This is a genomic window from uncultured Pseudokineococcus sp., from assembly GCF_947495735.1.
Taxonomy (GTDB): Bacteria; Actinomycetota; Actinomycetes; order Actinomycetales; family Quadrisphaeraceae; genus Pseudokineococcus.
Map to the genome: position 1 here is coordinate 591,501 of NZ_CANMAA010000001.1, position 23,668 is coordinate 615,168.

The 23,668-nt window shown below is 76.6% G+C and carries 18 protein-coding genes; 11 read left to right on the forward strand and 7 right to left on the reverse strand.

Annotated elements, in window-relative coordinates:
- Positions 1-88: 88 nt before the first annotated feature.
- Both Q0848_RS02490 and rfbC read right to left on the reverse strand, forming a co-directional pair.
- Entirely contained in the window at positions 89-1,375 is a 1,287-nt protein-coding gene (locus tag Q0848_RS02490; protein ID WP_299034313.1) for an LCP family protein, read from the reverse strand.
- Positions 1,376-1,520: 145 nt separating this feature from the next.
- On the reverse strand, positions 1,521-2,141 hold the full coding sequence (rfbC, locus tag Q0848_RS02495; protein ID WP_299034315.1) for a dTDP-4-dehydrorhamnose 3,5-epimerase family protein: 621 nt from the start codon (positions 2,139-2,141) through the stop codon (positions 1,521-1,523).
- A 61-nt stretch (positions 2,142-2,202) separates the two neighbouring features.
- Between rfbC and rfbD the strand changes: the two genes are divergently transcribed.
- The 5 genes from rfbD (at position 2,203) to Q0848_RS02520 (ending at position 7,422) form a co-directional block, all read left to right on the forward strand.
- Positions 2,203-3,075 (forward strand): dTDP-4-dehydrorhamnose reductase, encoded by an 873-nt coding sequence (rfbD, locus tag Q0848_RS02500; protein WP_299034317.1) that lies wholly within the window; start codon positions 2,203-2,205, stop codon positions 3,073-3,075.
- A 261-nt stretch (positions 3,076-3,336) separates the two neighbouring features.
- A complete protein-coding gene (locus tag Q0848_RS02505; protein WP_299034320.1) occupies positions 3,337-4,929 on the forward strand; it encodes a hypothetical protein in 1,593 nt (530 codons plus the stop codon).
- On the forward strand, positions 4,926-5,420 hold the full coding sequence (locus Q0848_RS02510) for a hypothetical protein (RefSeq protein ID WP_299034323.1): 495 nt from the start codon (positions 4,926-4,928) through the stop codon (positions 5,418-5,420). Before Q0848_RS02505 ends, Q0848_RS02510 begins: the two co-directional genes overlap by 4 nt.
- 113 nt (positions 5,421-5,533) lie before the next feature.
- Positions 5,534-6,337: a VCBS repeat-containing protein gene (locus Q0848_RS02515; protein WP_299034326.1), complete on the forward strand. Its 804-nt coding sequence runs from the start codon at positions 5,534-5,536 to the stop codon at positions 6,335-6,337.
- Positions 6,338-6,618: 281 nt separating this feature from the next.
- Positions 6,619-7,422 carry a hypothetical protein gene (locus Q0848_RS02520; protein ID WP_299034328.1) on the forward strand — a complete coding sequence of 268 codons (804 nt, stop codon included), beginning with the start codon at positions 6,619-6,621 and terminating at the stop codon, positions 7,420-7,422.
- Positions 7,423-7,459: 37 nt separating this feature from the next.
- Here Q0848_RS02520 and rfbA read toward each other — a convergent pair whose 3' ends face one another.
- Positions 7,460-8,326, reverse strand: coding sequence for a glucose-1-phosphate thymidylyltransferase RfbA (gene rfbA, locus Q0848_RS02525; RefSeq protein ID WP_299034330.1), 867 nt, complete (start codon positions 8,324-8,326; stop codon positions 7,460-7,462).
- A gap of 28 nt (positions 8,327-8,354) precedes the next feature.
- Between rfbA and Q0848_RS02530 the strand changes: the two genes are divergently transcribed.
- On the forward strand, positions 8,355-9,401 hold the full coding sequence (locus Q0848_RS02530; protein ID WP_299034333.1) for a glycosyltransferase family 2 protein: 1,047 nt from the start codon (positions 8,355-8,357) through the stop codon (positions 9,399-9,401).
- 36 nt (positions 9,402-9,437) lie between these two features.
- Here the strand turns inward: Q0848_RS02530 and Q0848_RS02535 are convergent, their stop codons facing one another.
- The 4 genes from Q0848_RS02535 to Q0848_RS02550 are packed head-to-tail and all read right to left on the reverse strand — an operon-like array spanning position 9,438 to position 13,426.
- Entirely contained in the window at positions 9,438-10,544 is a 1,107-nt protein-coding gene (locus tag Q0848_RS02535; RefSeq protein WP_299034336.1) for a glycosyltransferase family 4 protein, read from the reverse strand.
- Complete coding sequence (locus Q0848_RS02540; protein WP_299034339.1) at positions 10,541-11,314, reverse strand: ABC transporter ATP-binding protein; 774 nt, start codon at positions 11,312-11,314, stop codon at positions 10,541-10,543. Before Q0848_RS02540 ends, Q0848_RS02535 begins: the two co-directional genes overlap by 4 nt.
- On the reverse strand, positions 11,307-12,167 hold the full coding sequence (locus Q0848_RS02545) for an ABC transporter permease (RefSeq protein ID WP_299034341.1): 861 nt from the start codon (positions 12,165-12,167) through the stop codon (positions 11,307-11,309). The genes Q0848_RS02540 and Q0848_RS02545 overlap by 8 nt, the downstream gene beginning before the upstream one ends.
- Positions 12,164-13,426, reverse strand: coding sequence for a nucleotide sugar dehydrogenase (locus Q0848_RS02550; RefSeq protein ID WP_299034343.1), 1,263 nt, complete (start codon positions 13,424-13,426; stop codon positions 12,164-12,166). Before Q0848_RS02550 ends, Q0848_RS02545 begins: the two co-directional genes overlap by 4 nt.
- Positions 13,427-13,601: 175 nt before the next feature.
- Between Q0848_RS02550 and Q0848_RS02555 the strand changes: the two genes are divergently transcribed.
- The 5 genes from Q0848_RS02555 to Q0848_RS02575 all read left to right on the forward strand — a co-directional run bounded on the left by Q0848_RS02555 (position 13,602) and on the right by Q0848_RS02575 (position 23,504).
- Positions 13,602-14,489, forward strand: a complete 888-nt coding sequence (locus tag Q0848_RS02555; RefSeq protein ID WP_299034346.1) for a hypothetical protein — start codon at positions 13,602-13,604, stop codon at positions 14,487-14,489.
- Positions 14,486-17,713, forward strand: a complete 3,228-nt coding sequence (locus tag Q0848_RS02560) for a glycosyltransferase (protein WP_299034348.1) — start codon at positions 14,486-14,488, stop codon at positions 17,711-17,713. Before Q0848_RS02555 ends, Q0848_RS02560 begins: the two co-directional genes overlap by 4 nt.
- A gap of 153 nt (positions 17,714-17,866) precedes the next feature.
- Positions 17,867-19,927, forward strand: coding sequence for a SpoIID/LytB domain-containing protein (locus Q0848_RS02565; protein WP_299034350.1), 2,061 nt, complete (start codon positions 17,867-17,869; stop codon positions 19,925-19,927).
- A gap of 80 nt (positions 19,928-20,007) precedes the next feature.
- On the forward strand, positions 20,008-22,038 hold the full coding sequence (locus Q0848_RS02570; RefSeq protein ID WP_299034352.1) for an N-acetylmuramoyl-L-alanine amidase: 2,031 nt from the start codon (positions 20,008-20,010) through the stop codon (positions 22,036-22,038).
- Between the two features lie 44 nt (positions 22,039-22,082).
- On the forward strand, positions 22,083-23,504 hold the full coding sequence (locus Q0848_RS02575) for a hypothetical protein (RefSeq protein ID WP_299034354.1): 1,422 nt from the start codon (positions 22,083-22,085) through the stop codon (positions 23,502-23,504).
- The last annotated feature ends 164 nt before the right edge of the window (positions 23,505-23,668 follow it).

Here is a 23,668-nt window from a genome sequence, read left to right on the forward strand (position 1 = left end):
GGGCGGAGGTCGCCCTGACGTCTCCGCGCCTCCGAGCGAGGTCCGCTCGGGGGCGCGGAGAGCGCCGGGCGCGCCCGCCGGTGAACTCTCAGCTCGTCGCGGTGGCCTGCGCCTCCGCGATCGCCCGGACGGCCTCGGTGTCGTCCTGCCGCAGGGCCGACCACAGGGCCTCGGACTGCTCGGGGTCCCAGTCGACGACCTGCCCGGAGTTGGTCATGCGGTCGGTCCCGGCCACGGGCACCGCCATGGACACCCCGCCGGAGGACGAGGCGCTCCTCATGCCGCGGGCGAAGGTCACCAGGTCCCCCAGGCCGGTGGACTCGTCGACCGTCAGGGCCGAGCCCCCGGCGCGTGCGGTGGGGAAGGCGCGGAAGGGGTTGAGCAGCAGGGCGGGCGAGGCGCCCTCGTCGGCGATGGCGGCCATCAGCTCGCGCTGGCGGTCGGCGCGCCCCAGGTCCCCGCGGGGGTCCTCGTAGCGGGTGCGCGCGTAGCCGAGCGCCGTGTCGCCGTCCATCTCCTGGCAGCCGGCCTCGATGTCCAGGCGGGCCTTCGGGTCCTCGATCGCCGACGGCGGGCACATCTCGACCCCGCCGACGGCGTCGACGATCTCGGCGAAGCCGGTGAAGCCGGTCTCGACGTAGTCGTCGACGCGCAGGCCGGTCGCCTGCTCGACCGTGTCGACGAGCAGCGGCGCGCCGCCGAGGGCGAAGGCGGCGTTCACCTTCGTCTCGTAGTAGCCCGGCACCTCGAGGTAGGAGTCGCGGGGGATGCTCACCAGGACGCTCGGGCCCCCGCCGCGGGGGACGTGCAGCAGCAGGATCGAGTCGGTGCGCGCTCCCTCGGCGTCCCCGCCGATGGTGGTGCCCTCGCGGCTGTCCGAGCCGACCAGCAGGTAGGTGCTCCCCGGGGTGTTCTCGACGGTCGACGCGCCGAGGGCGTCGACGCGCTCGAGCGCGCCCAGCGCCGTCAGCCCCAGGGCGACGGGGTAGACGACGAGCGCCGCGACGAGCAGCGCCACGAGGACCGCGGCCGTCCGGCGGCGGCGCACGCGGGTCGAGCGCCTCCGGGGGCGGCCGTAGGTCGTCCCCGGTGCACCGGCGGGGGTCGCCGCCGGCCGCGCTGCGGAGGCGTTCGCGGGCGTCGCCGCCGGCCGCACCGCGGGGGCGACCGGGCCGGGCGCGGGCCGGCTCGGCGCCTCCGCGCGCGTCCCGGCGGGTCGGGAGGAGGACGGCGGCCGCTGCGGGCGCCGCCCGTCCTCGTCCGGGCGGCGCAGGCGGGGGCGCGGGCGGGCGCGGTAGGTCGTCGACGGTCCCCAGCGGGGGTCCTCGGTCCCCTCGGCGGACGTCTCCCGCCGGGGGTCGGGCTGGCTGGGCATGCCGGTGAGGATACGGGCGGGGGCTGGGCGCCCCCTGGGGCAGCGCGGCGCGTCGCGCCGGCCGTTCACCCCGTCGCGGCTCGCCCGTCACCCGTCGTGACCAGCGCGGACACCCCGTGGCCAGAGCCCCGCGAGGTGACGAGGATCAGGGCCGGCGCAGCGAGGCGAGGTGCTCGGCGACCTGGTCGACCGTCGGCAGCAGGCCCTGCTCGCGGGCCTGCGCCAGGGTCGGTGCCGCCGTGTCCTTCTCGCTCAGCAGCGGCTCGAGCGGCTTCCCGTCGCGGTCCTGCGTCGGCCAGTCGACCGCGAGGTCGCCGTCTCGCGGGTCGATGCCGTGCTCGCGGCCGGGGGAGTAGCCCTCCGAGCACAGGTACACGACCGTGCTGCCCTCCGCGAGGGACATGAAGGCGTGGCCCAGGCCCTCGGCGAGGTAGACGGCGCAGCGGTCCACGTCGTCGAGGAGCACCGAGCGCCACTGCCCGAACGTCGGGGAGCCGACGCGGATGTCGACGACGACGTCGAGCACGGCGCCCGCGGGGCAGAACACGTACTTGGCCTGGCCCGGCGGGACGTCGGCGAAGTGGATGCCGCGGACGACGCCGGCCGCCGAGACGCTGCAGTTCGCCTGCGCCAGCCGCAGGGGGTGCCCCGTCTGCTCGGCGAAGGCGCCCTCGGTGAACCACTCCATGAAGACGCCACGGGCGTCGCGGTGCTGGGTCGGGCGCACGACGAACGCGCCCTCGATGTCCAGGGGCTCGACAGGCATGGGGGAACCCTAGGAGCGCCGGCTCGTCGGCGCCGTCCCGCCGCGCTGAGAGCATGGGGCCATGACGACGCGACGGTGGGCCGTGGTGGGCGCGGGCGGGATGCTCGGGCGCGAGGTGGTGGACGTGCTGCGGCAGGCGGGCGAGGACGTCACGGGGCTGGCGCGGGCGGACCTGGACGCCACCGACGCCGCGGCCTGCCGTGATCGGCTCGCGGGCGCTGACGTGGTGGTCAACGCCGCGGCGTGGACGGCTGTCGACGACGCCGAGCAGCACGAGGGCGCGGCCTTCGCGGCCAACGCCCTCGCGCCGGCCAACCTCGGCCGGGCCGCGGCGGCGACCGGTGCGCGCCTCGTGCACGTCTCGACCGACTACGTCTTCGACGGCCGCGCGAGCGAGCCCTACGCGGAGGACGCCGTGACGGCGCCGCGGTCGGCCTACGGGCGCACGAAGCTGGCCGGGGAGTGGGCCGCCGCGGCCACCTGCCCCGACCACCTCCTCGTCCGCACGGCGTGGCTGTACGGCGACGGGAAGTGCTTCCCGCGCACCATCGCCCGGCTCCTGGGCCAGCGGGACACGGTCTCCGTCGTGGACGACCAGCTGGGGCAGCCGACGTGGACGAGGGACGTCGCCGACCTCGTCCTGCGGCTGGTGCGGGCCGAGGTGCCCACCGGGACCCACCACGCGACGTCCTCGGGACGCGCGAGCTGGCACGACCTGGCCCGTGCCGTGGCGACGTCCCTCGGGACGGACCCCGAGCGGGTCCGCCCCACGACGTCGGCGGACTTCCCGACGCCGGCCGAGCGGCCGGCGTGGAGCGTCCTCGGCCACGAGGGCCTGCGTGCCGCGGGCGTCGAGCCCGTCGGCGACTGGGCGGACCGGTGGACGGCGGCCGCTCCGCACGTCCTCGCGGAGACGGGGTCGGCCGGCGCCTGACGGTGGCGCGGCGGGCTGAGCGCCCGCGGACGACGCGACGGGCGCGGCCCGCTCAGCCCCGAGGCCCGCGTGGTCTCCGTCGCCCGCCTCGACGCCGGCGCGTGAGCCCTCGAGGACGACGACGCCCCCGCTCGCCGTCGGGCGCTGGCGTCCGGGCGGCACAGGCGGCCTCGACCGGCCCCGGCAGCACGAGCCAGCCCGGAGGGCCACCGCTCACGACGGCCACGGCGCAGGACGAGCGGCGTCCTAGAGTCCTCCCTCGTGAGCGGAGCCGGTCCCGAGGTCGGCCGGGGAGCGCCCCCGGCGGACGACGTCGACGTCCTCCGCGTCCTCGCCCCGGACGAGGACGCGGCGGTGGTGGCCGAGGAGCTGTCGCTGGTCGCGGAGACCGGCTCGCGCGGCGCCGTGCTGGCGTCGTCGCCGGGGCTGCCCGAGGAGGTCCTCGCCCTCGTCCGGCGAGGGGTCACGCGGGTCCTGCGTCCTGGGGAGCCGGTCCGAGCCGGTGCGGTCGTGGTCGGGACGCCCCGACCGGAGCACGACCTCCTGGCCGCGGTGGAGTCCCCCGTGGTCCTGGGCCGGGCGGAGCTCCCGGCGGGCGCCGCGGCCCTCCTCCGGGCTCTGGACGGGCGGCTGCCCGGGGGGCGCGGGAACGGTCCCGAGGGGCCGGACCCGGTCGGGCCCGGGCCGGTGGCCGCCGGGTCGTCGGGCCGGCGGCGGGTCCTGCTCGTGAGCTCCAACGGCTCGGGCCTCGGGCACCTCACCCGCCTGGTCGCCATGGGACGCCGCGCGTCGGCGGGCACGGACGTCCACGTCCTGTCGATGTCCTCGGCCGTCCCCCTGGCCGCCGAGGGCCTCCTCCCGTACGAGTACGTCCCCTCGGCGGGGGACCTCGGCATCTCCGCGCGCCGGTGGAACGTGCTGCTGCACCGCCGCCTCGGCGAGGCCGTGCGCAGGTTCCGTCCCGACGTCCTCGTGTTCGACGGCACCTACCCCTACCGCGCCGTGGCCGAGCTGGGGGACCGGTTCCCCGGCGTCCGCCTCGTCTGGTCCCGCCGGCCGATGTGGAAGCCCCGCATGGGCGCCGTCCAGCTCGGGCTCGTGCCGCGGTTCGACCTCGTGCTCGAACCGGGGGAGCTGGCGGCCGACCTCGACCGGGGCCTCACCGTCGGTCGAGGTGACGCGCTGCCGGTCCGCCCCATCACGCTGCTCGACCAGCACGAGCTCGTCGGCGCCGCGCAGGCCCGGACCGCCCTGGGCCTGGAGCAGGACGTGCCGACCGCCCTCGTGACGCTGGGAGCGGGCGCCTGGCACGACGTCGACTCCCAGCTCGGGGCCGTCGTGGCGGGGCTGCGGCGCGTGACCCCGGACGCCCAGATCTGCCTCGTGCGCCCGTCGATCGCCCGGTCCGGGGCCGACCCGGGCCACGGGGTCCGCACGGTGAGCGCCTACCCGCTGAGCCGGTACCTGCGCGCGTTCGACGTCGTGGTCACCGCCGCCGGGTACAACACCTTCCACGAGGCCGTGGCCTTCGGGCGCGCCAGCGGCTTCGTCGGGGTGACGGCCCAGCTCGACGACCAGCCGCAGCGCGCGCGGTGGGCGCAGCGGGAGGGCGTGGGGGTGGACCTGGACCCGCTCGACCCCTCCTCCGTCGCGCGGGTGGCGGAGCTCCTCGTCGACGAGCGCGCCCGCGAGCGCTGCACCGCCCGCTGCGCGCAGGTGTGGCCCGGCAACGGCGCCGCGGAGGCCATGGCGGCCGTCGAGGCCGTGGCGGACGGGGCGAGCGGTCGTGAGCTGCTCGGGCGCGCCGGCGCCTCCGAGGGGCGCGGCGGCCGCGAGCGGGAGGCGTCGCGGTGATCCGCCGGCAGCCGCCCGCGCTCGTGCGCCGCGCCGCCGGGCCCGTCCTGTACCGCCTGGCGCGCCTGGCCGGGGGGCCGCCCCCGGGGCTCCGGCGCGGGCGGGACTTCGCGCCCGCGGACCTCCCCACGGTCGTGGTCGTGGTGGCCGGGGCGGACGAGGGCTCCTGCGCCGAGGTGCTCGACGCCGTGTCCCGGGCGCAGTGGGCGTCCGACGCCTTCACCCCCGTCTTCGTCGTCGACGCCCCGGTGCTCTCCCCGTTCCGGCGCGCGGGCTACGTCGTCGAGCTGGCGGGGCCGGGGGGGCTGGGCGCGGCGGTCGCCGAGGCGCGTCGCAGCTACGCCGCCGACCTCGTGGTCGTCGCGGGCGGGAGGGGCCCCGAGGCCGCGGACGCCCTGACCGGCCTCCTGCTGGCCCAGCGACCCCCGATCGAGGGACCGGTGGGGCGCTCGCGCCGGTTCCTGCGCGCGGCGGAGGCGCGACTCCGCTAGGGCGCCGCTCCCATATGGGTGAGATGCGAGGTTCACCTGCGGAGACGGCCCACGATGGTGGAGCCTGGCGCGGCAGCTCGTCCGGGTTGCGCCACGCCCCCGAAGGGACACCCATGCACCGCACCGCACCTCGTGTCGTCGTCGCCGCCACCGCAGCGGCCGTGGCGGCCGTCGTCACAGCGGGACCGGCCCTGGCCGCCCCTGGTGACCTCGACGTCTACCTCGCCGACCCCCAGGACCGCGGCCGCTCGGTCTCCGAGCTGGACGTCGGCAACGTCTACGAGGGTGACGTCCCCCTGGTGTGCGACGCGATCGACGCCCCGGACGGCGCCGTGACGTTCATCTTCTCCGGCGGCTTCTGGTACGCGCCGTCGGCCGACGGCGAGGTCTCCTTCGGTCGACCGGGCGACGTCCCGCTCTGCGGCGCCTGGGGCTTCGCCGAGGACGGCGCCCCGGCCCAGGACACGTTCGCCGTGCGCCGGGGGAACCGGTACCTGCTGTCGGCGGAGCCGGCGGTCTTCACCGGCGGTCGGGCCGCCCAGAGCTTCGTCTTCGGCCAGCCGAGCGACCAGGCGCTGGTCGGGGACTGGGACGGCGACGGGATCGACACGATCGCCGTGCGCCGGGGCAACACGACCTACTACGCCAACGACAACGTCGACGGCGGTGGCGGCGTCCGGGCCTCGTCCTTCGGCCGCGCGACCGACATCGCCGTGGCGGGTGACTTCGACGGGGACGGCCGCGACACGATCGCCGTGCGCCGCGGGAGCACCTTCTTCGTGAGCGCGGGCGAGCCCGGCGGGCGCCTGACCAACCCGCTGGCCTTCCAGTACGGGCGCTCGACGGACGTCCCCGTCGCCGGGTCGGTCCTCCGGGACGAGGGCGACTTCCTCGGCGTCGTCCGGATCGAGGGCTGAGGCGCCTCGAGCGCTGAGGTGAGGGGCGGGCCGGCGCGAGCCGGCCCGCCCCGCACCTGCCGGGTGCTGACGCCCGCGGACGACGCCGGAGACGCCCCGCGGACCCCACCCCGGCGAGACCACCGGAGAGCTCCGGGGCCGGCGCGCGGCGCAGGCCCGGACCACGAGGACGACCCACGTCTCCTCGGCGGGGTGCGAGTTCGCCGGTGAGCACCGACCGAGGTCGTGCATGCTGGCGCAGCGGCCCGTCCGGGCTGCGGCGAACCCAGGAAGGGACACCCATGCACCGCACCGCACCCCGCGTCGTCGTCGCGGCCACCACGGCGGCCGTGGCGGCCGTCGTCTCCGCGGGACCGGCCCTCGCCGCCCCCGGTTCCTACGACGTCTACCTGGCAGATCCCCAGGACCGCAGCCGGTCCGTCTTCGAGAACGACGTCGGCACCATCGACGATGACGCGGTGCCGCTCTTGTGCGACATCAGCGACCTGGACGACGGTGCGATCGTCTACGGCTTCTCGGAAGGCCGCTGGTTCGTCGCGTCCACCGACGGGGAGGTGTCCTTCGGCCGCGCGGGCGACGAGCCGCTCTGCGGCAGCTGGGGTCTCGCCGAGGACGGCGCCCCGGCCCAGGACACGTTCGCCGTGCGCCGGGGGAACCGGTTCTTCCTGTCCGCGGAGCCGTTCGCCGACACCCGGGGCCGCGCGGCCACGTCCTTCGCCTTCGGCCGGGCGAGCGACCAGGCGCTGGTCGGCGACTGGGACGGGGACGGGGTCGACACGATCGCCCTGCGCCGGGGGAACGAGATCCACTTCGCCTCCGACAACGTCGACGGCGGAGGTGGGGTCAGCGTCTCGAGCTTCGGTCGGGCGTCGGACGTCGCCGTGGCGGGTGACTTCACCGAGGCGGGCCGCGACACCGTCGCCGTGCGCCGGAGCAGCACCTTCTTCGTCAGTGCCGGCGAGCCGGGTGGGCGCCTGAGCAGCTCGCTCACCTTCCAGTACGGGCGCTCGACCGACATCCCCGTCGCCGGGGGCCCCTTCCGGGACGAGGGCGACTTCCTCGGCGTGGTCCGGGTCGAGAGATGAGGTGCAGGGGCGGGGCCGGCAGGAGCCGGCCCGCCCCTCACCGTCCGGCGACGACGCCCAGCAGGTACTCGCCGTACCCGCTCTTGCGCAGGGGCTCGGCGAGCGCCGTCAGCTGGGCGTCGTCGATCCACCCCTCGCGCCAGGCGATCTCCTCGATGCAGCCGATCTTGTAGCCCTGCCGGGCCTCGACCACCTGGACGAACTCCGAGGCCGACATCATGTCGGCCACCGTGCCCGTGTCGAGCCAGGCCGTCCCGCGCTCGAGCACCGACACCGTGAGGTCCCCGCGCTGCAGGTAGGCGTCGTTGACGGCGGTGATCTCGAGCTCGCCGCGGGCGCTGGGGCGGATGCCGCGGGCGATGTCGACGACGTCGGCGTCGTAGAAGTAGAGGCCGGGGACGGCGAAGGAGCTCTTGGGCTCCGAGGGCTTCTCCTCCAGGGACAGCACACGTCCGTCGTCGGCGAACTCGACGACGCCGTAGGCCCGCGGGTTGCTCACGTGGTAGGCGAAGACGTGCCCGCCGCGGACGTCCGTGAGCCGCTTGAGGGCGGTGCCCAGGCCGGTGCCGTAGAAGATGTTGTCGCCGAGGACGAGGGCGACGGGCTGGTCGCCGATGAAGTCCGCCCCGATGAGGAACGCCTGGGCCAGGCCCTCGGGCTTCGGCTGCACGGCGTAGGAGATCTCCATGCCGAGCTCGGAGCCGTCGCCGAGGAGCCGGCGGAAGGCGTCGGAGTCCTCCGGTGTGGTGATGACCAGCACCTCGCGGATCCCCGCCATCATCAGCGTGGACAGCGGGTAGTAGATCATCGGCTTGTCGAACACGGGCATCAGCTGCTTGCTGATCGCACGGGTGATGGGCCACAGGCGCGTGCCGGTGCCACCGGCCAGGATGATCCCTCGCATGGGCTCGGACGCTACCGTGAGCGCCGCCATGGACCCCGCTGACACCGCCGAGCACCGCACCCGTCCTCGGGCCGCTGCGGCCCCCGCCGTCTCCGTCGTGATGACGGTGCTGGACGAGGCGCGCCACCTCGAGGAGAGCGTCGGCAGGGCGCTGGCCCAGGACTACGACGGCGACCTCGAGGTCGTGGTCGCCGTCGGCCGCAGCTCCGACGGCACCCGCGAGGTCGCCGACCGCCTGGCCGCGGTCGGGGGAGGACGCGTCGTCGTCGTCGAGAACCCCGACCCCCGCGGCGCCACGCCGGCGGGGCTGAACGCCGCGGTCGCGCGCGCCCGCCACGACGTGCTCGTGCGCGTGGACGGCCACTCGATGCTCCCCCCGGGGTACGTGGCCTCCGCGGTCGAGTCGCTCCTCGCGACGGGCGCGGACAACGTCGGGGGGGTGATGGCGGCCGAGGGCAGCACGTGGTTCGAGGCCGTCGTCGCGCGCGCCATGACGACCAAGCTCGGCGTGGGCAGCGCGCCCTTCCACACCGGCGGGTCCGCCGGGCCGGCGGAGTCGGTCTACCTCGGCGTCTTCCGCCGGAGCGCGCTGGAGCGGGTGGGCGGCTACGACGAGCACTACCTGCGCGCGCAGGACTGGGAGCTCAACCACCGGCTGCGCAGCACCGGCGGGCTCGTGTGGTTCGACCCGCGGCTGCGCGTGTCCTACCGGCCCCGCTCGACGCCGCAGGCGCTGGCGCGGCAGTACTTCCACTACGGGCGCTGGCGCCGGGCCATCGTGCGGCGGGACGCGACCACCGTCTCGCCGCGGTACCTGGCGCCGCCGGTCGCCGTCCTCGGGGCGCTGGCCGGTGCGGTCGTGGGCGTGCGCTGGCGGCCCGCCCTGCTGCTCCCCGGCGGCTACGCGGCGCTGCTCGTGGGCGGCGGCGCGCTCCTCGGCGGCGGCCTCGGGGTGCGCGGGCGGCTCGCGCTCGCCGGGGTGTACGGCCTCATGCACGTGTCCTGGGGGACGGGCTTCCTCACGAGCCCGCGGCGGCTCGCGCGCGCCCCCGAGCCGGGGACCCGCACCGGCTGAGGCCGCCGCCCGGCGGACCCGCCGCCGCGCCCCGTCCTACCTGGCGTCGGCCCAGCGCCGGAGCTGGTCGACGAAGCGCGCGCCGTCCAGGCGCCAGTCGAGCTCGGCGAGGGCGTGCGCGCGCCCGGCCTGCGCCAGGGCGCTGCGCCGCACCGCGTCCCGCCGCAGGTCGCGCACCACCGCGGCCGCCGCGGCCGGGTCCTCGAAGGGGACGACGACGCCGCAGCCGGCGCGCTCGACGAGCTCCACGGCGGCGCGCGTCGGCGTCGTCACCACGGGCAGGCCGTGCGCCATGTACTCCATGACCTTCGTCGGTCGCGAGTGCGCGTAGTTGGGCTCGTCGTGGAGCAGCGACAGGCCCGCGAGCGCCCCGGGCAGCCCGGCCAGCGCCTCGTCGTTGGGGACGAAGCCCCGCCACCGGACGTGCCCGGCGTCGTGGGCCCGCTGCAGGTGCTCGCGCACGTCGCCGTCCGCCGGGCCCACGACCTCGACCTCGACCTCGCCCGCGAGCAGGCGCCCGAGCTCCACCAGGTCGAGCCCTCCCCGGGCCCCGGTGACGCGGCCCAGGTAGACCACCCGGTCCGCCCCCGGCGCGGGGAGGTCCTCGTGCGGCACGAGCACGCTGTTGGGCACCACCGGGTGCTCGCGCCCGAAGCGCTCCCGGTAGCCGGTCTCGGCGAGCGTCAGCCGCACGCCGCGCTCGGCCAGGCGCTCGGCGCCGCGGACGACCGCCGGCAGCAGCCGGCGCAGCGGCGCCGGCAGCCAGGCCTTCATCGACAGGGCGGCGGCCGTGTCCTCGTGCACGTCCCAGACGACGACCGTGCCCCGCGGCCGCGGGAGGACCGCGAGGAGGAGCTCGGGGTCGTGCAGGAGCACGACGTCGTGGTGCGGCCCCCGCTCGCGCAGGACGCGGCGGGCGGCCAGGGCGGCACGGGCGCGCCGACGCCCGACGGCCCGCGGCAGGTCCACGGGCTCGACCCCGGGTGGCGGGGTGCGCCCGTACGCGGTGAAGGGGGCTGCGTAGGTGACCTCGCAGCCGCCCTCGAGCAGGGACACCAGCTGGCGGTGCCGGACCCGCGCGTCCTCCGGGTCGTGCACCACCGTGACGACGAGGACCCGCAGCGCCCGGGCGGCGGTCGTCACCGGGTCGAGTCCTTGTACGCGGGCAGCACCTCGTCGACGGGGCCGTCGGCCCGCAGCTGCCCGTGGTCGATCCACAGGGCCCGGTCGCACGTCTGCTGGATGGAGCCCATCGAGTGGCTGACGAGGAAGACGGTGCCCGCGCGCTCGCGGAGCTCGCGGATGCGCTGCTCGCTCCGCCGGCGGAACTCGGCGTCCCCCACGGCCAGCGCCTCGTCGACGAGGAGGACGCGGTGCTCCGCGGAGGCGGCGATCGCGAAGCGGAGCCTCGCGCCCATCCCGGACGAGTAGGTCGCCATCGGCAGGTCGATGGCCTCGCCGACGCCCGAGAACTCGACGATGTCGTCGTAGCGCTCGCGCACCTCGTCGGGGTCCATCCCGAGCGCGAGACCGCCCAGGATGACGTTCCGCTCGCCGGAGAGGTCGTTGATCAGGGCCGCGTTCACGCCGAGCAGGGTGGGCTGCCCGTCCGCGTAGACGGCGCCGCGGGTCGGCGTCGCGAGCCCGGCGACCGCCCGCAGCAGCGTGCTCTTGCCCGATCCGTTGTGGCCGACCACCCCGATGCTCTCGCCCTCGTGGGCGGTGAAGCTCACCCCGCGCAGGGCGTGGACGACGCGGGATCGGCGCAGCGCGCCGCGGCGCTGCGCGACCCCCCTCGCCCGGTCGGCGCGCCGGCCGCCCGCCAGGACGGTGTAGTCGACGTGCAGGTCGTCCACGACCACGGTCGGTCGCCGGCCGGCGACCTCCGGGGCCGGTGCCGTCGGCTCACTCACGGCCGTACCTCTCCTCGGCGCGCCAGAAGAACAGGTACCCGAGGACCAGGACGACGAGGGCCCAGCCGACCCCCAGCCACCACGTCGACCCGTCGACGGCCTGGCCCTCGACCAGAGCCCCTCTGGACAGCGCGATGTAGACGTGCACCGGGTTGAGCAGCGCCACCACCTCGACGGCACGGGGGAGGCCGACGCGGTCGACGGCGTAGAAGATCCCGCTCGTGTAGAAGAGCAGCCGGGTGACGAAGGGCAGCAGCTGGGTGATGTCGCGGATGTGCAGCGTCGCCCGCGCCGCGATCATCGCGACGCCCGCGCTGAAGGTGGCCAGCAGCAGCAGCGCCGGCAGCAGACCGAGCCAGCGCAGCCCCACCGGCTCGCCGAAGACGACGCAGATGACGGCGGCGACCACCATCATCGGCCCGAGGGCGAGCAGCTGCTGGAGCACCGAGGCCAGGGGCAGGAGCGCCCTCGGGAACCGCAGGGTCCGCACGAGGCCGAGGTTGCCGGTGATCGCCTTGGCCCCGTCGTTGAGGCACCCGCTGAAGAACTGGAAGACGAAGATGCCCACGACGAGGAACGGCACGAAGTTGTCCGGCCGCGTGCCGGCCGGGAGCAGCAGGCCGAAGACCAGCCCGTAGACGGCGGCGTTGAGCAGGGGCCGGATGACGACCCAGGCCATGCCGAGCCGGGTGCCCTCGTTCGTCGCGCGGAAGCGCGACCGCGCGAGCTCCACGAGCAGCGCCCGCCGCTCCCACAGGTCCCGCGAGTAGTCGACGAGCGGGGGGCGACCGCCCAGGCGCGGCAGGCCCGCGCGCCGGGCGACCTCCGCGGCCGGGACCTGCTCACCCGTCACAGGCGCACCACCGACGCCGCGGCGGGGGCCCTGCCGCTCGTGTCCAGCACGGTCCGCGCCGCGCGGCACAGCGCCGGCAGGTCCAGGCGGGAGTGCGGCTGCAGCAGGACGACGACGTCCGCGCTCGAGGCGGCCTCGAGGAGGTCGTCGTGGTGGGGGACGACGACGTCGCGCACCCGCAGGGTCGGGACCAGCGGGTCGTGGTGGGCCACGTCCGCGCCGAGCGCGAGCAGCGCAGCCGCCAGCCCGAGGGCCGGCGACTCGCGCTGGTCGGCGACGTCCGCCTTGTACGTGGTCCCCACGAGCAGGACCTTCGCGCCGCGCGCTGCTCGCGACCGGTCGTTGAGCAGGTCCTGGACCCGCCGGGCGACGTAGCCCGGCATCGACTGGTTGATCTCCTGCGCGAGCTCGACGGAGCGGAAGGGGTAGCCCAGCTGGGCGCGCACCGCGGACGACAGGTACGTGGGGTCGATCGGGATGCAGTGACCGCCGACGCCCGGGCCCGGGCGGAAGGCCTGGAAGCCGAACGGCTTGGTCGAGGCGCAGCGGACGACGTCCCAGATGTCGATGCCGAGCTCGTGGCAGAACTTGGCCGTCTCGTTGACCAGGGCGATGTTGACGTGCCGGTAGGTGTTCTCGAGCAGCTTGGACATCTCCGCCTCGCGGGTCGACCGCGCCACCACCACCTCGTCCACGAGACGGCCGTACAGGGCCTGCGCCCGCTCGGCGCAGGCGGGGGTGGACCCGCCGACGACCTTGGGGGTGTTGCGGAAGCGGTGGACGGCGTTGCCCGGGTCGATGCGCTCGGGCGAGAACGCCAGGTGGACGTCCTCGCCGACCACGAGGCCGGTCGCCTCGAGCCTGCTGCGCACCAGGGTGTCCGTCGTCCCGGGCGCGGTGGTCGACTCCAGCACCACGAGCTGGCCGCGGTGCAGGTGCTGCGCGACCGCGTCCACCGCGGCCTCGACGGCCCGCAGGTCCGGCCCGCCCTCCTCCGACAGCGGCGTCGGCACGCAGATCACGACGGCAGCGGCCCCGGACAGGACGGAGGCGTCCGACGTGGCGCGGAAGCCGCCCCGGAGCATCTCGGCGAGGTCGGCGTCGCTGAGGTCGTCGACGTGGGAGCGGCCGGCGGTGAGGCCCTCGACGACGGCCGGCGACGTGTCGAGCCCGACGACGCCGAGGCCGGCCCGCACCGCCTCCTGGGCGAGGGGCATCCCCACGTAGCCGAGGCCGATGACGGCCAGGTCGTCGCTCACTCGCTTCCTCTCCGCCGGGTCCCGGCGCCCGGGGACGCTCGTCGCATGGTGCTGGGGCGGTCCGCCCACGGCAGTGCGGGAGTCTGCCACCACGCCGCCACCACGAGGCGCACCGCCACCCGCGGCGACCTCGCCTACGATGCGTGGCCTCCCCTCACCCAGGTGGTGCTCCTCCATGCCCTCAGCCGCGCTCCTCGCCCACAGCGACCCCCACGGCCTGGTCGCCCCCCACGTCCTGCGCCACCTGAGCGCGCTGGCGGAGGTGGTCGACCGCGTCGTCGTCGTCAGCTCCTCGCCGCTGCGCCCGGAGGCGGAGCGCGAGCTGGCGCTCCACGGCGAGCTCGTGCGGGACGTCGACGCCCTCGGGGAGTGGTCGCTGTGGCGCACCGGGATCGAGCACCTGGGCGACCAGCGCGCCCTGGACCGCGTCGTCCTCGCCGACGAGGGGCTGGTGGGCCCGCTGCGCCCCCTCCCGGACGTGCTCGGCCCCCCGCGCCCGGGGGCGCTGCGCGGGGTCACGGCGTCGGGCCCGCACCTGTCGCGCCACCTGCTCGACGTCGGCGGCGACGTCCTGCGCTCGGGGCCCCTCCGCGCGTTCTGGACCGGGGTCGGGAGCGGGCTGCGGGCCGCCGCGGCGCCGCAGCTGCTCGAGCGCAACCTCAGCCGCGCCGCAGCGGCGTCCGGCTGGCAGGTGGAGCCCCTGTTCCTCCCGAGCGGGCGGGACCGGCTGCGGACGCGGGGGCGCGCGCTGCGCCGCGAGCTGGGGCGCGCCGTCACCAGGACCGGCGAGAGGCGGGCCGAGGCCCTGAGGTCGGTGCGGCACCCGCCGGTGCGGCTGCTCGACCCGGCCGCGGTGTGCTGGTACCGAGCGCTGGACGGCGCGCTGCCCTACGTGCGGCTGGACGTCCTGGTCGAGGACCCCGAGGGGGTGGGGCGGCGGCGCATGCTGTCGGCCCTGGAGCAGGCCCAGCCCGGGGCCATGGCGGGAGTCCGCGCCCACCTGGCGCGCGTCGCGCCGGAGGACCCCGCGCGCCGGGGCGCACGCCGGGGGGTCGCGGCGTGATCGACCTGCGCACCGTCCTGCGACGGGCCGCCGCGGCGTCGGGCTCGGCGCGGCCCGCGGTCAAGGGCGCCTACCGCGCGAGCTCCGCCGCGGACGTCCTCCGCAGCGGCCTCGTCGACCGCGCCTGGTACCAGCTCCAGGCGGGCAGGACCTTCGACTCCGACGCCTCCGCCGCGGCGCACTACGTCCTGCGCGGGCGCTTCGCGGGGCTGAGCCCCTGCCCGCTGTTCGAGCCGGAGTGGTACCTGCCGCAGACCTGGCGGGAGGCGGACCGCGACCCGCTGGCCACCTACCTGCGGCACGGGGCCGGGGCGCGCGTGTCGCCGCACCCCCTGTTCGAGCCGGACGCCTGGCTCGCGGAGCACCCGGAGGCCGCGGAGCACCCGGTCGGGGCCCTGGGCCACTTCCTCGCGGTGGCCGACCGCGGGACCGAGCTGCCGGTGCCGGCCGAGGTGCGGCGCTCGCGCGAGCGCGCGGGCCTGCCGCCGCTGCGGTACGGCGACCTGCTGGACCGCGTCGCGGGGGCGATGAGGGAGCGCGCCGCCGGGGAGCGGGTGCGCACGGCGCCGCGCGTCAGCTCCTCGCACGACTGGGCCGCGGACGCGGCGCACGTGGCCGCGGCCGCGGCCGCCCCGCTGCCGAGCGCCCCTCCGGGCTCGCCGCTCGTGAGCGTGGTGATGCCGGTCTACGACCGGGCGACCACGGTGGTCGCCGCGATCGCCTCGCTGCAGGCGCAGACGACGGACGACTGGGAGCTCGTGGTCGTCGACGACGGCTCGACGGACGGCACCGGCGCCGTGCTCGCCGAGCTCGCCGCCGAGGACCCGCGGATCGTCGTCGTGCCGGGCGAGCACGTCGGGATCTCGGTGTCCCGCAACCTGGCCGCGTCCCGGGCCCGGGGCCGCTACCTCGCCTTCCTGGACTCCGACAACACCTGGACCCCGCACTTCCTGCGCACGGCCCTGGCCGACCTCGCCGCCGCCGGGGGCGCCGTCGGCTACGCGACGTCGGAGCTGCGCTCGGCGCGCGGCTCCACCTTCCGCGCCCTGGACGCGCAGGTCGACCACTTCGCGGTCCGCAACCACGTGGACCTCAACGTCCTCGTCGTGGAGCGCGCGCTCTTCGAGGAGGTCGGCGGGTTCGACGCCTCGCTGCGCCGCACGGTCGACTACGACCTCGTCTGGCGGCTCGGGAAGCGCTCACGCCTGCACCACCTCCCCTTCGTCGGGGTGGTCTACGACGACGACGCCCAAGGAGCGGACCGGGTCACGGTGCGGGAGCTGCACTCGTGGAAGGACGTCGTGCGCAGCAAGCACCTGGTCGACTGGGAGGCGCTGTCGGCGGCCGACCGGGTCGCCGACCGGGTGTCCGCCGTCGTGGTCGTCAGCGGTGACTGGCTGGAGCCGCTCACCGCCGCGCGCAGCCTGCTCGCCGCGGCCGACGCCGCGGCCGAGGCCGCTGGTCCCCGGGCCGGGGCCGAGGACGTCGCCGGGCGCCCGTGGCGCGGTGACGCCGAGGTCGTCCTGGTCGAGTGGTCGACCCGGCCGTCGGTCGCCAGGCTGCTCGCCGCGGCCTCCCTGGCCGACCCGCGGATCGTCGTCGAGCCGGCGCCGGACGACGTCCACAGCGCCCTCGGCACCAACCTCGGCCTCGCGCGGGCCACCGGCGACCACGTGCTGCTCCTCGCCCCCGACGCCGTGGTGCCCCCGGGGGCCGTCGAGGACCTCCTCGGCGTGCTGGCGCAGCCGGGAGTGGCGGCCGCGCAGGCGCTGCTGCTGGAGTGGACCGAGGTGGTGCGCAGCGCGGGGTGGGTCTTCCCCGAGCGCGGCGTGCTGCCGTCCCCGCTGCTCCACGGGCACCCCCGCGAGGACGCCCGACGGCTCGGGCCCGTGCGGGAGGTGCCGTCCGTCGACGGCGGCGCCCTGATGGCCCGGACCGCCGACCTCGTCGCCGTGCGCGGCGCGGACGCCCTCCTCGTCGACGTCCTCTGGGACGCCGACCTCGGGCTCCGGCTCGCCGCGAGCACGGGCGGGCGGACCGTCGTGGTCACCACCGCGGAGGTGGTCCGGCAGGTGCCGGCGAAGGTGGCGACGCCGGCCCGGCTCGCCGCGGGGCGGCGGGCCTTCCTCGACCGCTGGTCGGGCCGCGAGCCCGCGGACGGCCGGCCGCTGTGGGAGGCCGCGGGGCTGCGCGTCACCCACTACGCCCCCCGGTGGGTCAAGGGCGTGCCGCTCCCGCTGCGCGTCCCCGAGCCCGTGGTCAGCCGTCCTCGTGCGCTGGTGGGGTCGGTGCGGGAGGCGGCGCCCCGGCTGCGCTGGGCCGTGCGCACGGCCACGCCGCCGGGCGTCGAGGGCCTGCACTGGGGGGACCTGCACTTCGCCGAGGCCCTCCAGTCGGCGCTCACCGCCCTCGGCCAGGAGGTGGTGCTCGACGGGCGCGCCTCGCTGTGGCGCCCCAGCACGCCCCTGGACGACGTCACGCTCTCCATCCGGGGCAAGCTGCCGCTGCCCGCCCAGCCGGGCGCCGTCAACCTGCTGTGGGTGATCAGCCACCCCGAGATGGTCACCGCCGAGGACGTGGACGGCGTCGACGCCGCCTTCGCCGCCAGCGCCGTCTGGGCCCGGACGGCCACCGCGGCGTGGGGCCGCGAGGTGCTCCCGCTGCTGCAGGCCACCGACCCGAGCCGCTTCACCCCCGACGCCGCCGAGCCGGACACGGGCCACCCCGTGCTCTTCGTGGGCAACTCGCGGGGCGTGCACCGGCCGGTGGTCCGCCACCTCGTGGAGGCCGGCGAGGAGCTCGCCGTCTACGGCGGGGGATGGGAGGGGCGCGTGCCCGCCGGGTTCGTGCGCGGGCTCCGGGTGGCCAACGCCGAGGTACCGGCCTTCTACCGGTCGGCGGGGGTCGTCCTCAACGACCACTGGGACGACATGCGGCGCCTCGGCTTCGTCTCGAACCGCCTCTTCGACGCCGCCGCAGCGGGCGCGCGCGTCGTCAGCGACCACGTCGAGGGCGTCGAGGAGCTGTTCGGCGGCCTGGTGCGCACCTACCGCGAGCCCGCCGAGCTCGTGTCGCTCGTCCGGCAGGGGGCCTCCGCCTTCCCCGGCGAGGACGAGCGCGTGCGCGTCGCCCGCGGGGTCGCGCGGGACCACTCCTTCCTGGCGCGGGCCGAGGTCCTCCTCGACGCCGCGGTCAGGGCGCACCGCCGACGCGCCCAGCCCTAGCCCCCCCAGAGGCTCAGCTCCCCTGAGTCCTAGCCCTAGCACCGCCGGCCTCCCCGCCCGCCGGCAGCTTCGCGTGGGCTCGGCGCCTGCGCCGTCCCGGTCTCTCGCGGGAGGCGCCGTCCAGGCCGCCCCCTGATCTGCCGAACCAGCGCCATGCCCAGCGCGAAGCTCACCGGCCACCGTCCCCCCGTCCGCAGCGAGCGACCGGCCCGGGGCCGCGGCCCGGGGCCCCGCCGGGGAGCGGGGCGCTGGGGCGGCGTCCTGCTGGCGGTGCTGCTGGCCGTCCCCCTGGCGACGGCTGCCGGGAGCGGGACGGCCGAGGCCGCCTCGGGGTGCCCGGCCCCGGGCGGGACCCCGGCCGCCGACGCCGCCGGCTCGCCGGGCGCAGACCTGGTCGTCCACGGCCACGGGTACGGCCACGGCATGGGCATGAGCCAGTACGGGGCCCGCGGGGCGGCTCTGCTCGGGTGCTCCGCCGGCACCATCCTCCGGACGTACTACCCGGGCCTCGAGCCGCGCAGCAAGGCCCTCGCGGGTCGCGTGCAGGTCCAGATGCTCACCGGTGGCAGCCGCGCGGAGGTCCGGGCCGAGTCGGGAGCGGTCACCTGGAGGTCCGGCAGCTCCGCGGTGGTGCAGCCGGCGGGCTCGACGTGGACGGTGGCCCGCCAGGGGAGCGGCCTCCTCGTCCGCGCGGGGACGGGCGCCTCGGCGCCGGCGGTGCCGGCTCTGGCCGCGGCGGCGGGGGCGGCACTGGTGGCTGACCACCGCGGCGTGGTCACCCGCACGAGCACCTGGGCCGCGAGCGGCGCCGCGGGACTCGTCCGGCGCAGCAGCGGGGACACCACCCGCTTCACCGGCAGCTCCTCCGGCCTGGCCGTGGCGGAGCTGATGGTGGACGACGCCCGCGGCGCCGCCGTCCAGAAGTACCTGCGGGGCCTCGGGGAGATGCCCGTCTCCTGGCCCGTCGCGGCGCAGGCGGCGCAGGTGGTCGCCGCCCGCAGCTACCTGGTGGGCACGTGGCGCCCGGCGGAGGGGGCGTACGTCGTCCAGCCCACGACCACCGACCAGGTGTGGCTCGGGGCCGACCAGGAGGAGACCGACGCCCGCCACGGCGGGAACCTGGCCCGAGCCGTCGCGGAGACCTCGACGGGGACGTCGGGCACCGTCATGACCACGGCCTCCGGCGCCGTCGCGCGCGACCTCCTCTACGCCTCCTCCCACGGCGGGTGGTCGGAGGGCAACGCCTACGTCTGGGGCTCGTCCCCGGTGCCCCACCTGCGGCCCGTCGACGACAGCAGGTGGGACGCGGCCTCGAGCAACCCCTACCGGAGCTGGACCGTCGAGCTCAGCTGGGACCAGGTCGCCCGCGCCTTCGGCTTCACGGCCGTCGACGCGGTCGCGGTGGCGCCGCGCGGGAGCGCCGACCGGGCGCAGGGGGTCGTCGTCACCGGCGTGCGGGGCGGGGTGCGCACGCGCGCCGCCTTCACCGGGCAGCAGGCCAGGGACCGGCTCGCGACCGTCGCGCCGGCGGTCCGCTCGAGCGGGTTCACCGTGAGCACCACGTCCCTCGAGCAGGGCGTCGCGCTCGCGGGCGACTGGGACGGCGACGGGCTCGACGAGGTCGGGTGGTGGCGCGACGGCGTGTTCACCCTGCGCGGGCGCGACGGCGACCTGCGGCGCGTCCGCTTCGGGCCGAGCGCCGGGGTGCCGGTGGTCGGGGACTGGGACGGCGACGGGCGGGACAGCATCGGCGTCGTCGCGTCCGGTCGCTGGTACCTGGGCGACGCCGGGTCGACGGGCGCGCTGCTGCGGACCTTCACCTACGGCAGCCCCGGGGACCGGCCGGTGGTCGGCCGGTGGGCCGGTGGGCCGGCGGACGGCATCGGCGTGGTCCAGGGCAGCCGCTGGCTGCTGCGGTCCGCGGCGTCGCCCGGGAGCCCGACCGCGAGCGCGGTCTTCGGGCGGGCCACGGACGTCCCCGCACCGGGTGACTGGGACGGCGACGGCACCGACGAGCCGGGGGTGCGCCGCGGGCGCACGGCGCACCTGTCGGGCGCCGGCTCCGTGGTGCTCGGGAGGGACTCGGACAGCCCCGTCTCGGGCGCCTGGGTCGCACCCGGTCGCGACCTGCCGGGCGTGGGCCGGCAGGGCGTCGTGCACGTCGCCACGGCCGGTGGCGGGCGTGCGGTGCAGGCCTGGGGGCTGTCCCGGTGACGCGCCTCAAGGGGCTCTCGGGGCGTGACGACATGTCGGAGGACGGACGAGCCCCCCTCCACGTGACAGGAGCACCACCCATGCATCCCACCTTCTCCCGCCGGCTGGTCGCGACCGCCGGGTGCGCCGCGGTCGCCCTGCCGATGGTCGTCCTGGCCGGCCCCGCGGTCGCCGCGGCACCGACCGCCGCGCCCACCACCGTGGAGACCGCCGCGGGCCGGGTCGCCGTCGAGACGGCTCCTGTGGAGACCACCGAGAGCACGGTCGACGTCGCCGGCGTGGACCGCGACGCGCTCGCCGAGCTGCGGGCCGCCGAGGGAGCCGCAGCGGCGCCCGAGCTGCTGACCGCCCCCACCCCCGTCGACGAGTTCAACCTCGTCGGCGTCACCTGGGACCCGGCGACCTCCGGCGACGTCCAGGTCGAGGTGCGCGTGCGCGAGGCCGGCGGCTGGAGCGCGTGGGAGACCCTCGCGGTCGAGGACGGCGGCCCGACCCCGGGCACGGAGGAGTACGAGCGGTCCGCGAAGATCGCGGGCACCGAGCCCCTGCTCACCGACGGCGCCGACGCCGTGCAGGTCCGCATCGACTCGCCCACCGGGCGGGCTCCCGAGGACGTCCGCGTGGCGCTCGTCGACGGCGGCACCGGGGCGGCGGCCTCCGCGCGCGCCGGCTCCCTCTCCGCCGCGTCCGCCGGTACGGTCACGGCGGCCTCCGCCCGGCCCGCGGTCATCACGCGCGCGCAGTGGGGCGCCGACGAGTCCTACGCGCGGACGGCCTCGCAGAACAGCCGGGTCACGGCGATGACCGTGCACCACACCGCGTCGTCGAACTCCTACAGCACCGCCGCGGGGGCCATGGCCCAGCTGCGGTCGATCTACGCCTACCACACGAAGACCCAGGGCTGGTCCGACATCGGCTACCACTTCGTCGTCGACAAGTTCGGCAACGTCTACGAGGGCCGTCGCGGCAGCATCACGTCCATGCCGGTGGGCGCGCACGCGTCCGGCTTCAACACCAGCACGATGGGCGTCTCCGCCCTCGGCAACTACGAGACCGAGCGCCCGAGCTCGGCCATGGTCAAGAGCATCGCCTCCGTCGTCGCCTGGAAGCTCGGCGAGCGCGGGCTCGACCCCGAGGGCACGACGACGCTGACGTCGGCCGGGGGGACGGCGAAGTACGCCAGCGGGCGCAGCGTGACGCTGCCGCGGGTCTTCCGCCATCTCGACGTCGGGTACACCTCCTGCCCCGGCATCTACCTCAGCTCGCAGATGGCCACGATCCGGTCGACCGCTGCCGGCCTGATCGAGGCGTCGTCGACCCCGACGCCGACCCCGACTCCCACGCCGACGCCGACGCCGACCCCGACTCCCACGCCGACCCCGACGCCGACGCCGACCCCGACCCCCAAGCCGACGCCGACGCCGACGCCGGTCGTGGCGGTGCCGACGACCGGTGTGCCGCTGGTGGGGGACTGGGACGGCAGTGGTGGGGACAAGGTGGGGTGGTACCGCGACGGGGTGGTCTCGCTGCGGATGGGTCCGACGACCGCGGTGACGTACCGCTTCGGCAAGGCGGGGGACCTGCCGGTGGTGGGGGACTTCGACGGTGACGGCAAGGACTCGGTGGGGATCTACCGGGCGGGTCAGTGGCACCTGCGGAACAGCCACTCCAGCGGTGGTGCGGACCACTACTTCGTGTTCGGCAACGCGAGCCAGGTCCCGGTGGTCGGTCGCTGGGGCGGCGGGCAGCTGGGTGTGGGCGTGGTGTCCGGGCGCCGGTGGCTGCTGCGGGGCTCCCTGAGCGGTGGGGGCTACGAGAAGGAGGTCAACTTCGGGGCTCCGGGGGACGTGCCCATGGCGGGGGACTGGGACGGTGACGGCAAGGACAGCCCGGGTGTGCGCCGCGAGCGGATGCGGTACCTGCTGAACGGGCAGGACCCGAGCGGTCCGGTGACGGCCGTCTCGTTCGGGAGCCCGTCGGACCGGGGCATCAGCGGGGACTTCAACCGTGACGGCTCCGACACGGTGGGGATCGAGCGCACCGGTCTGTTCGCCTGGCGCGACGACCTGCGCGGCGGCGGCGCCACCGCCTCCATCCGGTACGCCGGATGACCGCGCGGGGACGTCGCGGCCGCCGGCATCGCGTCGCCGCGGCGATGGCGACCCTCGTCGCCGCGTCGGTCGTCGCCCCCGCGGCGGCGTCCGCCGAGCCGCCGTCCGCGCCCCTGCCCGCGGTGGAGGTCGGGCAGCTCGAGGCGTCCACCACGGCGGCGGCCGCGGCTGCGGTCGTCCCCGCCCCGGTCTCGACGTACACCGCGGCGCCGGAGGAGCTGGGCCGCTACGTGCCGCAGGTCTCCTGCGACCCCGTGGAGCGCCCGGGGGCGCAGGCGTTCCGCGCGCTGCTCGACCGCACCTACGGGGCCAACGCGGGCGGCATCACGCGAGCCTGCTCCTCGTCCAGGACGGAGCACTCCGAGGGGCGCGCCTACGACTGGATGCGGGATGCGGGCGAGCCCGCCGAGGCGGCGCAGGTCGAGGCCTTCCTGGGGTGGCTGATCGGCCCGGACGCCGAGGGGGTCCCCGCCGGGAACGCGCGCCGGCTCGGGGTCATGTACGTGATCTGGGACCGCAAGATCTGGGGCAGCTACAACCAGACGTGGAAGGCGTACACGGGAGCCAGCCCCCACCGCGACCACGTGCACGTCTCGTTCACCTGGGACGGCGCCATGGGGCGCACCTCCTTCTGGAGGGGCAGGACGGCGACCGGGCAGGACTACGGGCCCTGCCAGGTCTACGTGGGGGAGGCGGCGCCGGCCTACTCGGGGCGCAACACCTCGCCGTGCCCGCCGGCCGTCCCGCGCACCCCGACGCCGACGCCGACGCCGACGCCGGTCGTGGCGGTGCCGACGACCGGTGTGCCGCTGGTGGGGGACTGGGACGGCAGTGGTGGGGACAAGGTGGGGTGGTACCGCGACGGGGTGGTCTCGCTGCGGATGGGTCCGACGACCGCGGTGACGTACCGCTTCGGCAAGGCGGGGGACCTGCCGGTGGTGGGGGACTTCGACGGTGACGGCAAGGACTCGGTGGGGATCTACCGGGCGGGTCAGTGGCACCTGCGGAACAGCCACTCCAGCGGTGGTGCGGACCACTACTTCGTGTTCGGCAACGCGAGCCAGGTCCCGGTGGTCGGTCGCTGGGGCGGCGGGCAGCTGGGTGTGGGCGTGGTGTCCGGGCGCCGGTGGCTGCTGCGGGGCTCCCTGAGCGGTGGGGGCTACGAGAAGGAGGTCAACTTCGGGGCTCCGGGGGACGTGCCCATGGCGGGGGACTGGGACGGTGACGGCAAGGACAGCCCGGGTGTGCGCCGCGAGCGGATGCGGTACCTGCTGAACGGGCAGGACCCGAGCGGTCCGGTGACGGCCGTCTCGTTCGGGAGCCCGTCGGACCGGGGCATCAGCGGGGACTTCAACCGTGACGGCTCCGACACGGTGGGGATCGAGCGCACCGGTCTGTTCGCCTGGCGCGACGACCTGCGCGGCGGCGGCGCCACCGCCTCCATCCGGTACGCCGGCCCGAGCTGAGGCGAGCCCTCCGCAGGCGTGCGGGACGCCGCGCGACGGAGCCCGGGACGACCGCCCGACTATGCTCGAGCGGTGCTGATCCGCCCGGACCACCAGAGCAGCGGTGCCGCCCTCGCAGGCCTCTGCTCCACCACCTCGGACCCGCACCGGGGCTCGAGGTGAGG

Coding starts and splice junctions, on each gene's coding strand:
- Q0848_RS02490 (WP_299034313.1), bottom strand. CDS start 1,375: ATGCCCAGCCAGCCCGACCCCCGGCGGGAGACGTCCGCCGAGGGGACC.
- rfbC (WP_299034315.1), bottom strand. CDS start 2,141: ATGCCTGTCGAGCCCCTGGACATCGAGGGCGCGTTCGTCGTGCGCCCG.
- rfbD (WP_299034317.1), top strand. CDS start 2,203: ATGACGACGCGACGGTGGGCCGTGGTGGGCGCGGGCGGGATGCTCGGG.
- Q0848_RS02515 (WP_299034326.1), top strand. CDS start 5,534: ATGCACCGCACCGCACCTCGTGTCGTCGTCGCCGCCACCGCAGCGGCC.
- Q0848_RS02520 (WP_299034328.1), top strand. CDS start 6,619: ATGCACCGCACCGCACCCCGCGTCGTCGTCGCGGCCACCACGGCGGCC.
- rfbA (WP_299034330.1), bottom strand. CDS start 8,326: ATGCGAGGGATCATCCTGGCCGGTGGCACCGGCACGCGCCTGTGGCCC.
- Q0848_RS02530 (WP_299034333.1), top strand. CDS start 8,355: ATGGACCCCGCTGACACCGCCGAGCACCGCACCCGTCCTCGGGCCGCT.
- Q0848_RS02555 (WP_299034346.1), top strand. CDS start 13,602: ATGCCCTCAGCCGCGCTCCTCGCCCACAGCGACCCCCACGGCCTGGTC.
- Q0848_RS02565 (WP_299034350.1), top strand. CDS start 17,867: ATGCCCAGCGCGAAGCTCACCGGCCACCGTCCCCCCGTCCGCAGCGAG.
- Q0848_RS02570 (WP_299034352.1), top strand. CDS start 20,008: ATGCATCCCACCTTCTCCCGCCGGCTGGTCGCGACCGCCGGGTGCGCC.
- Q0848_RS02575 (WP_299034354.1), top strand. CDS start 22,083: ATGGCGACCCTCGTCGCCGCGTCGGTCGTCGCCCCCGCGGCGGCGTCC.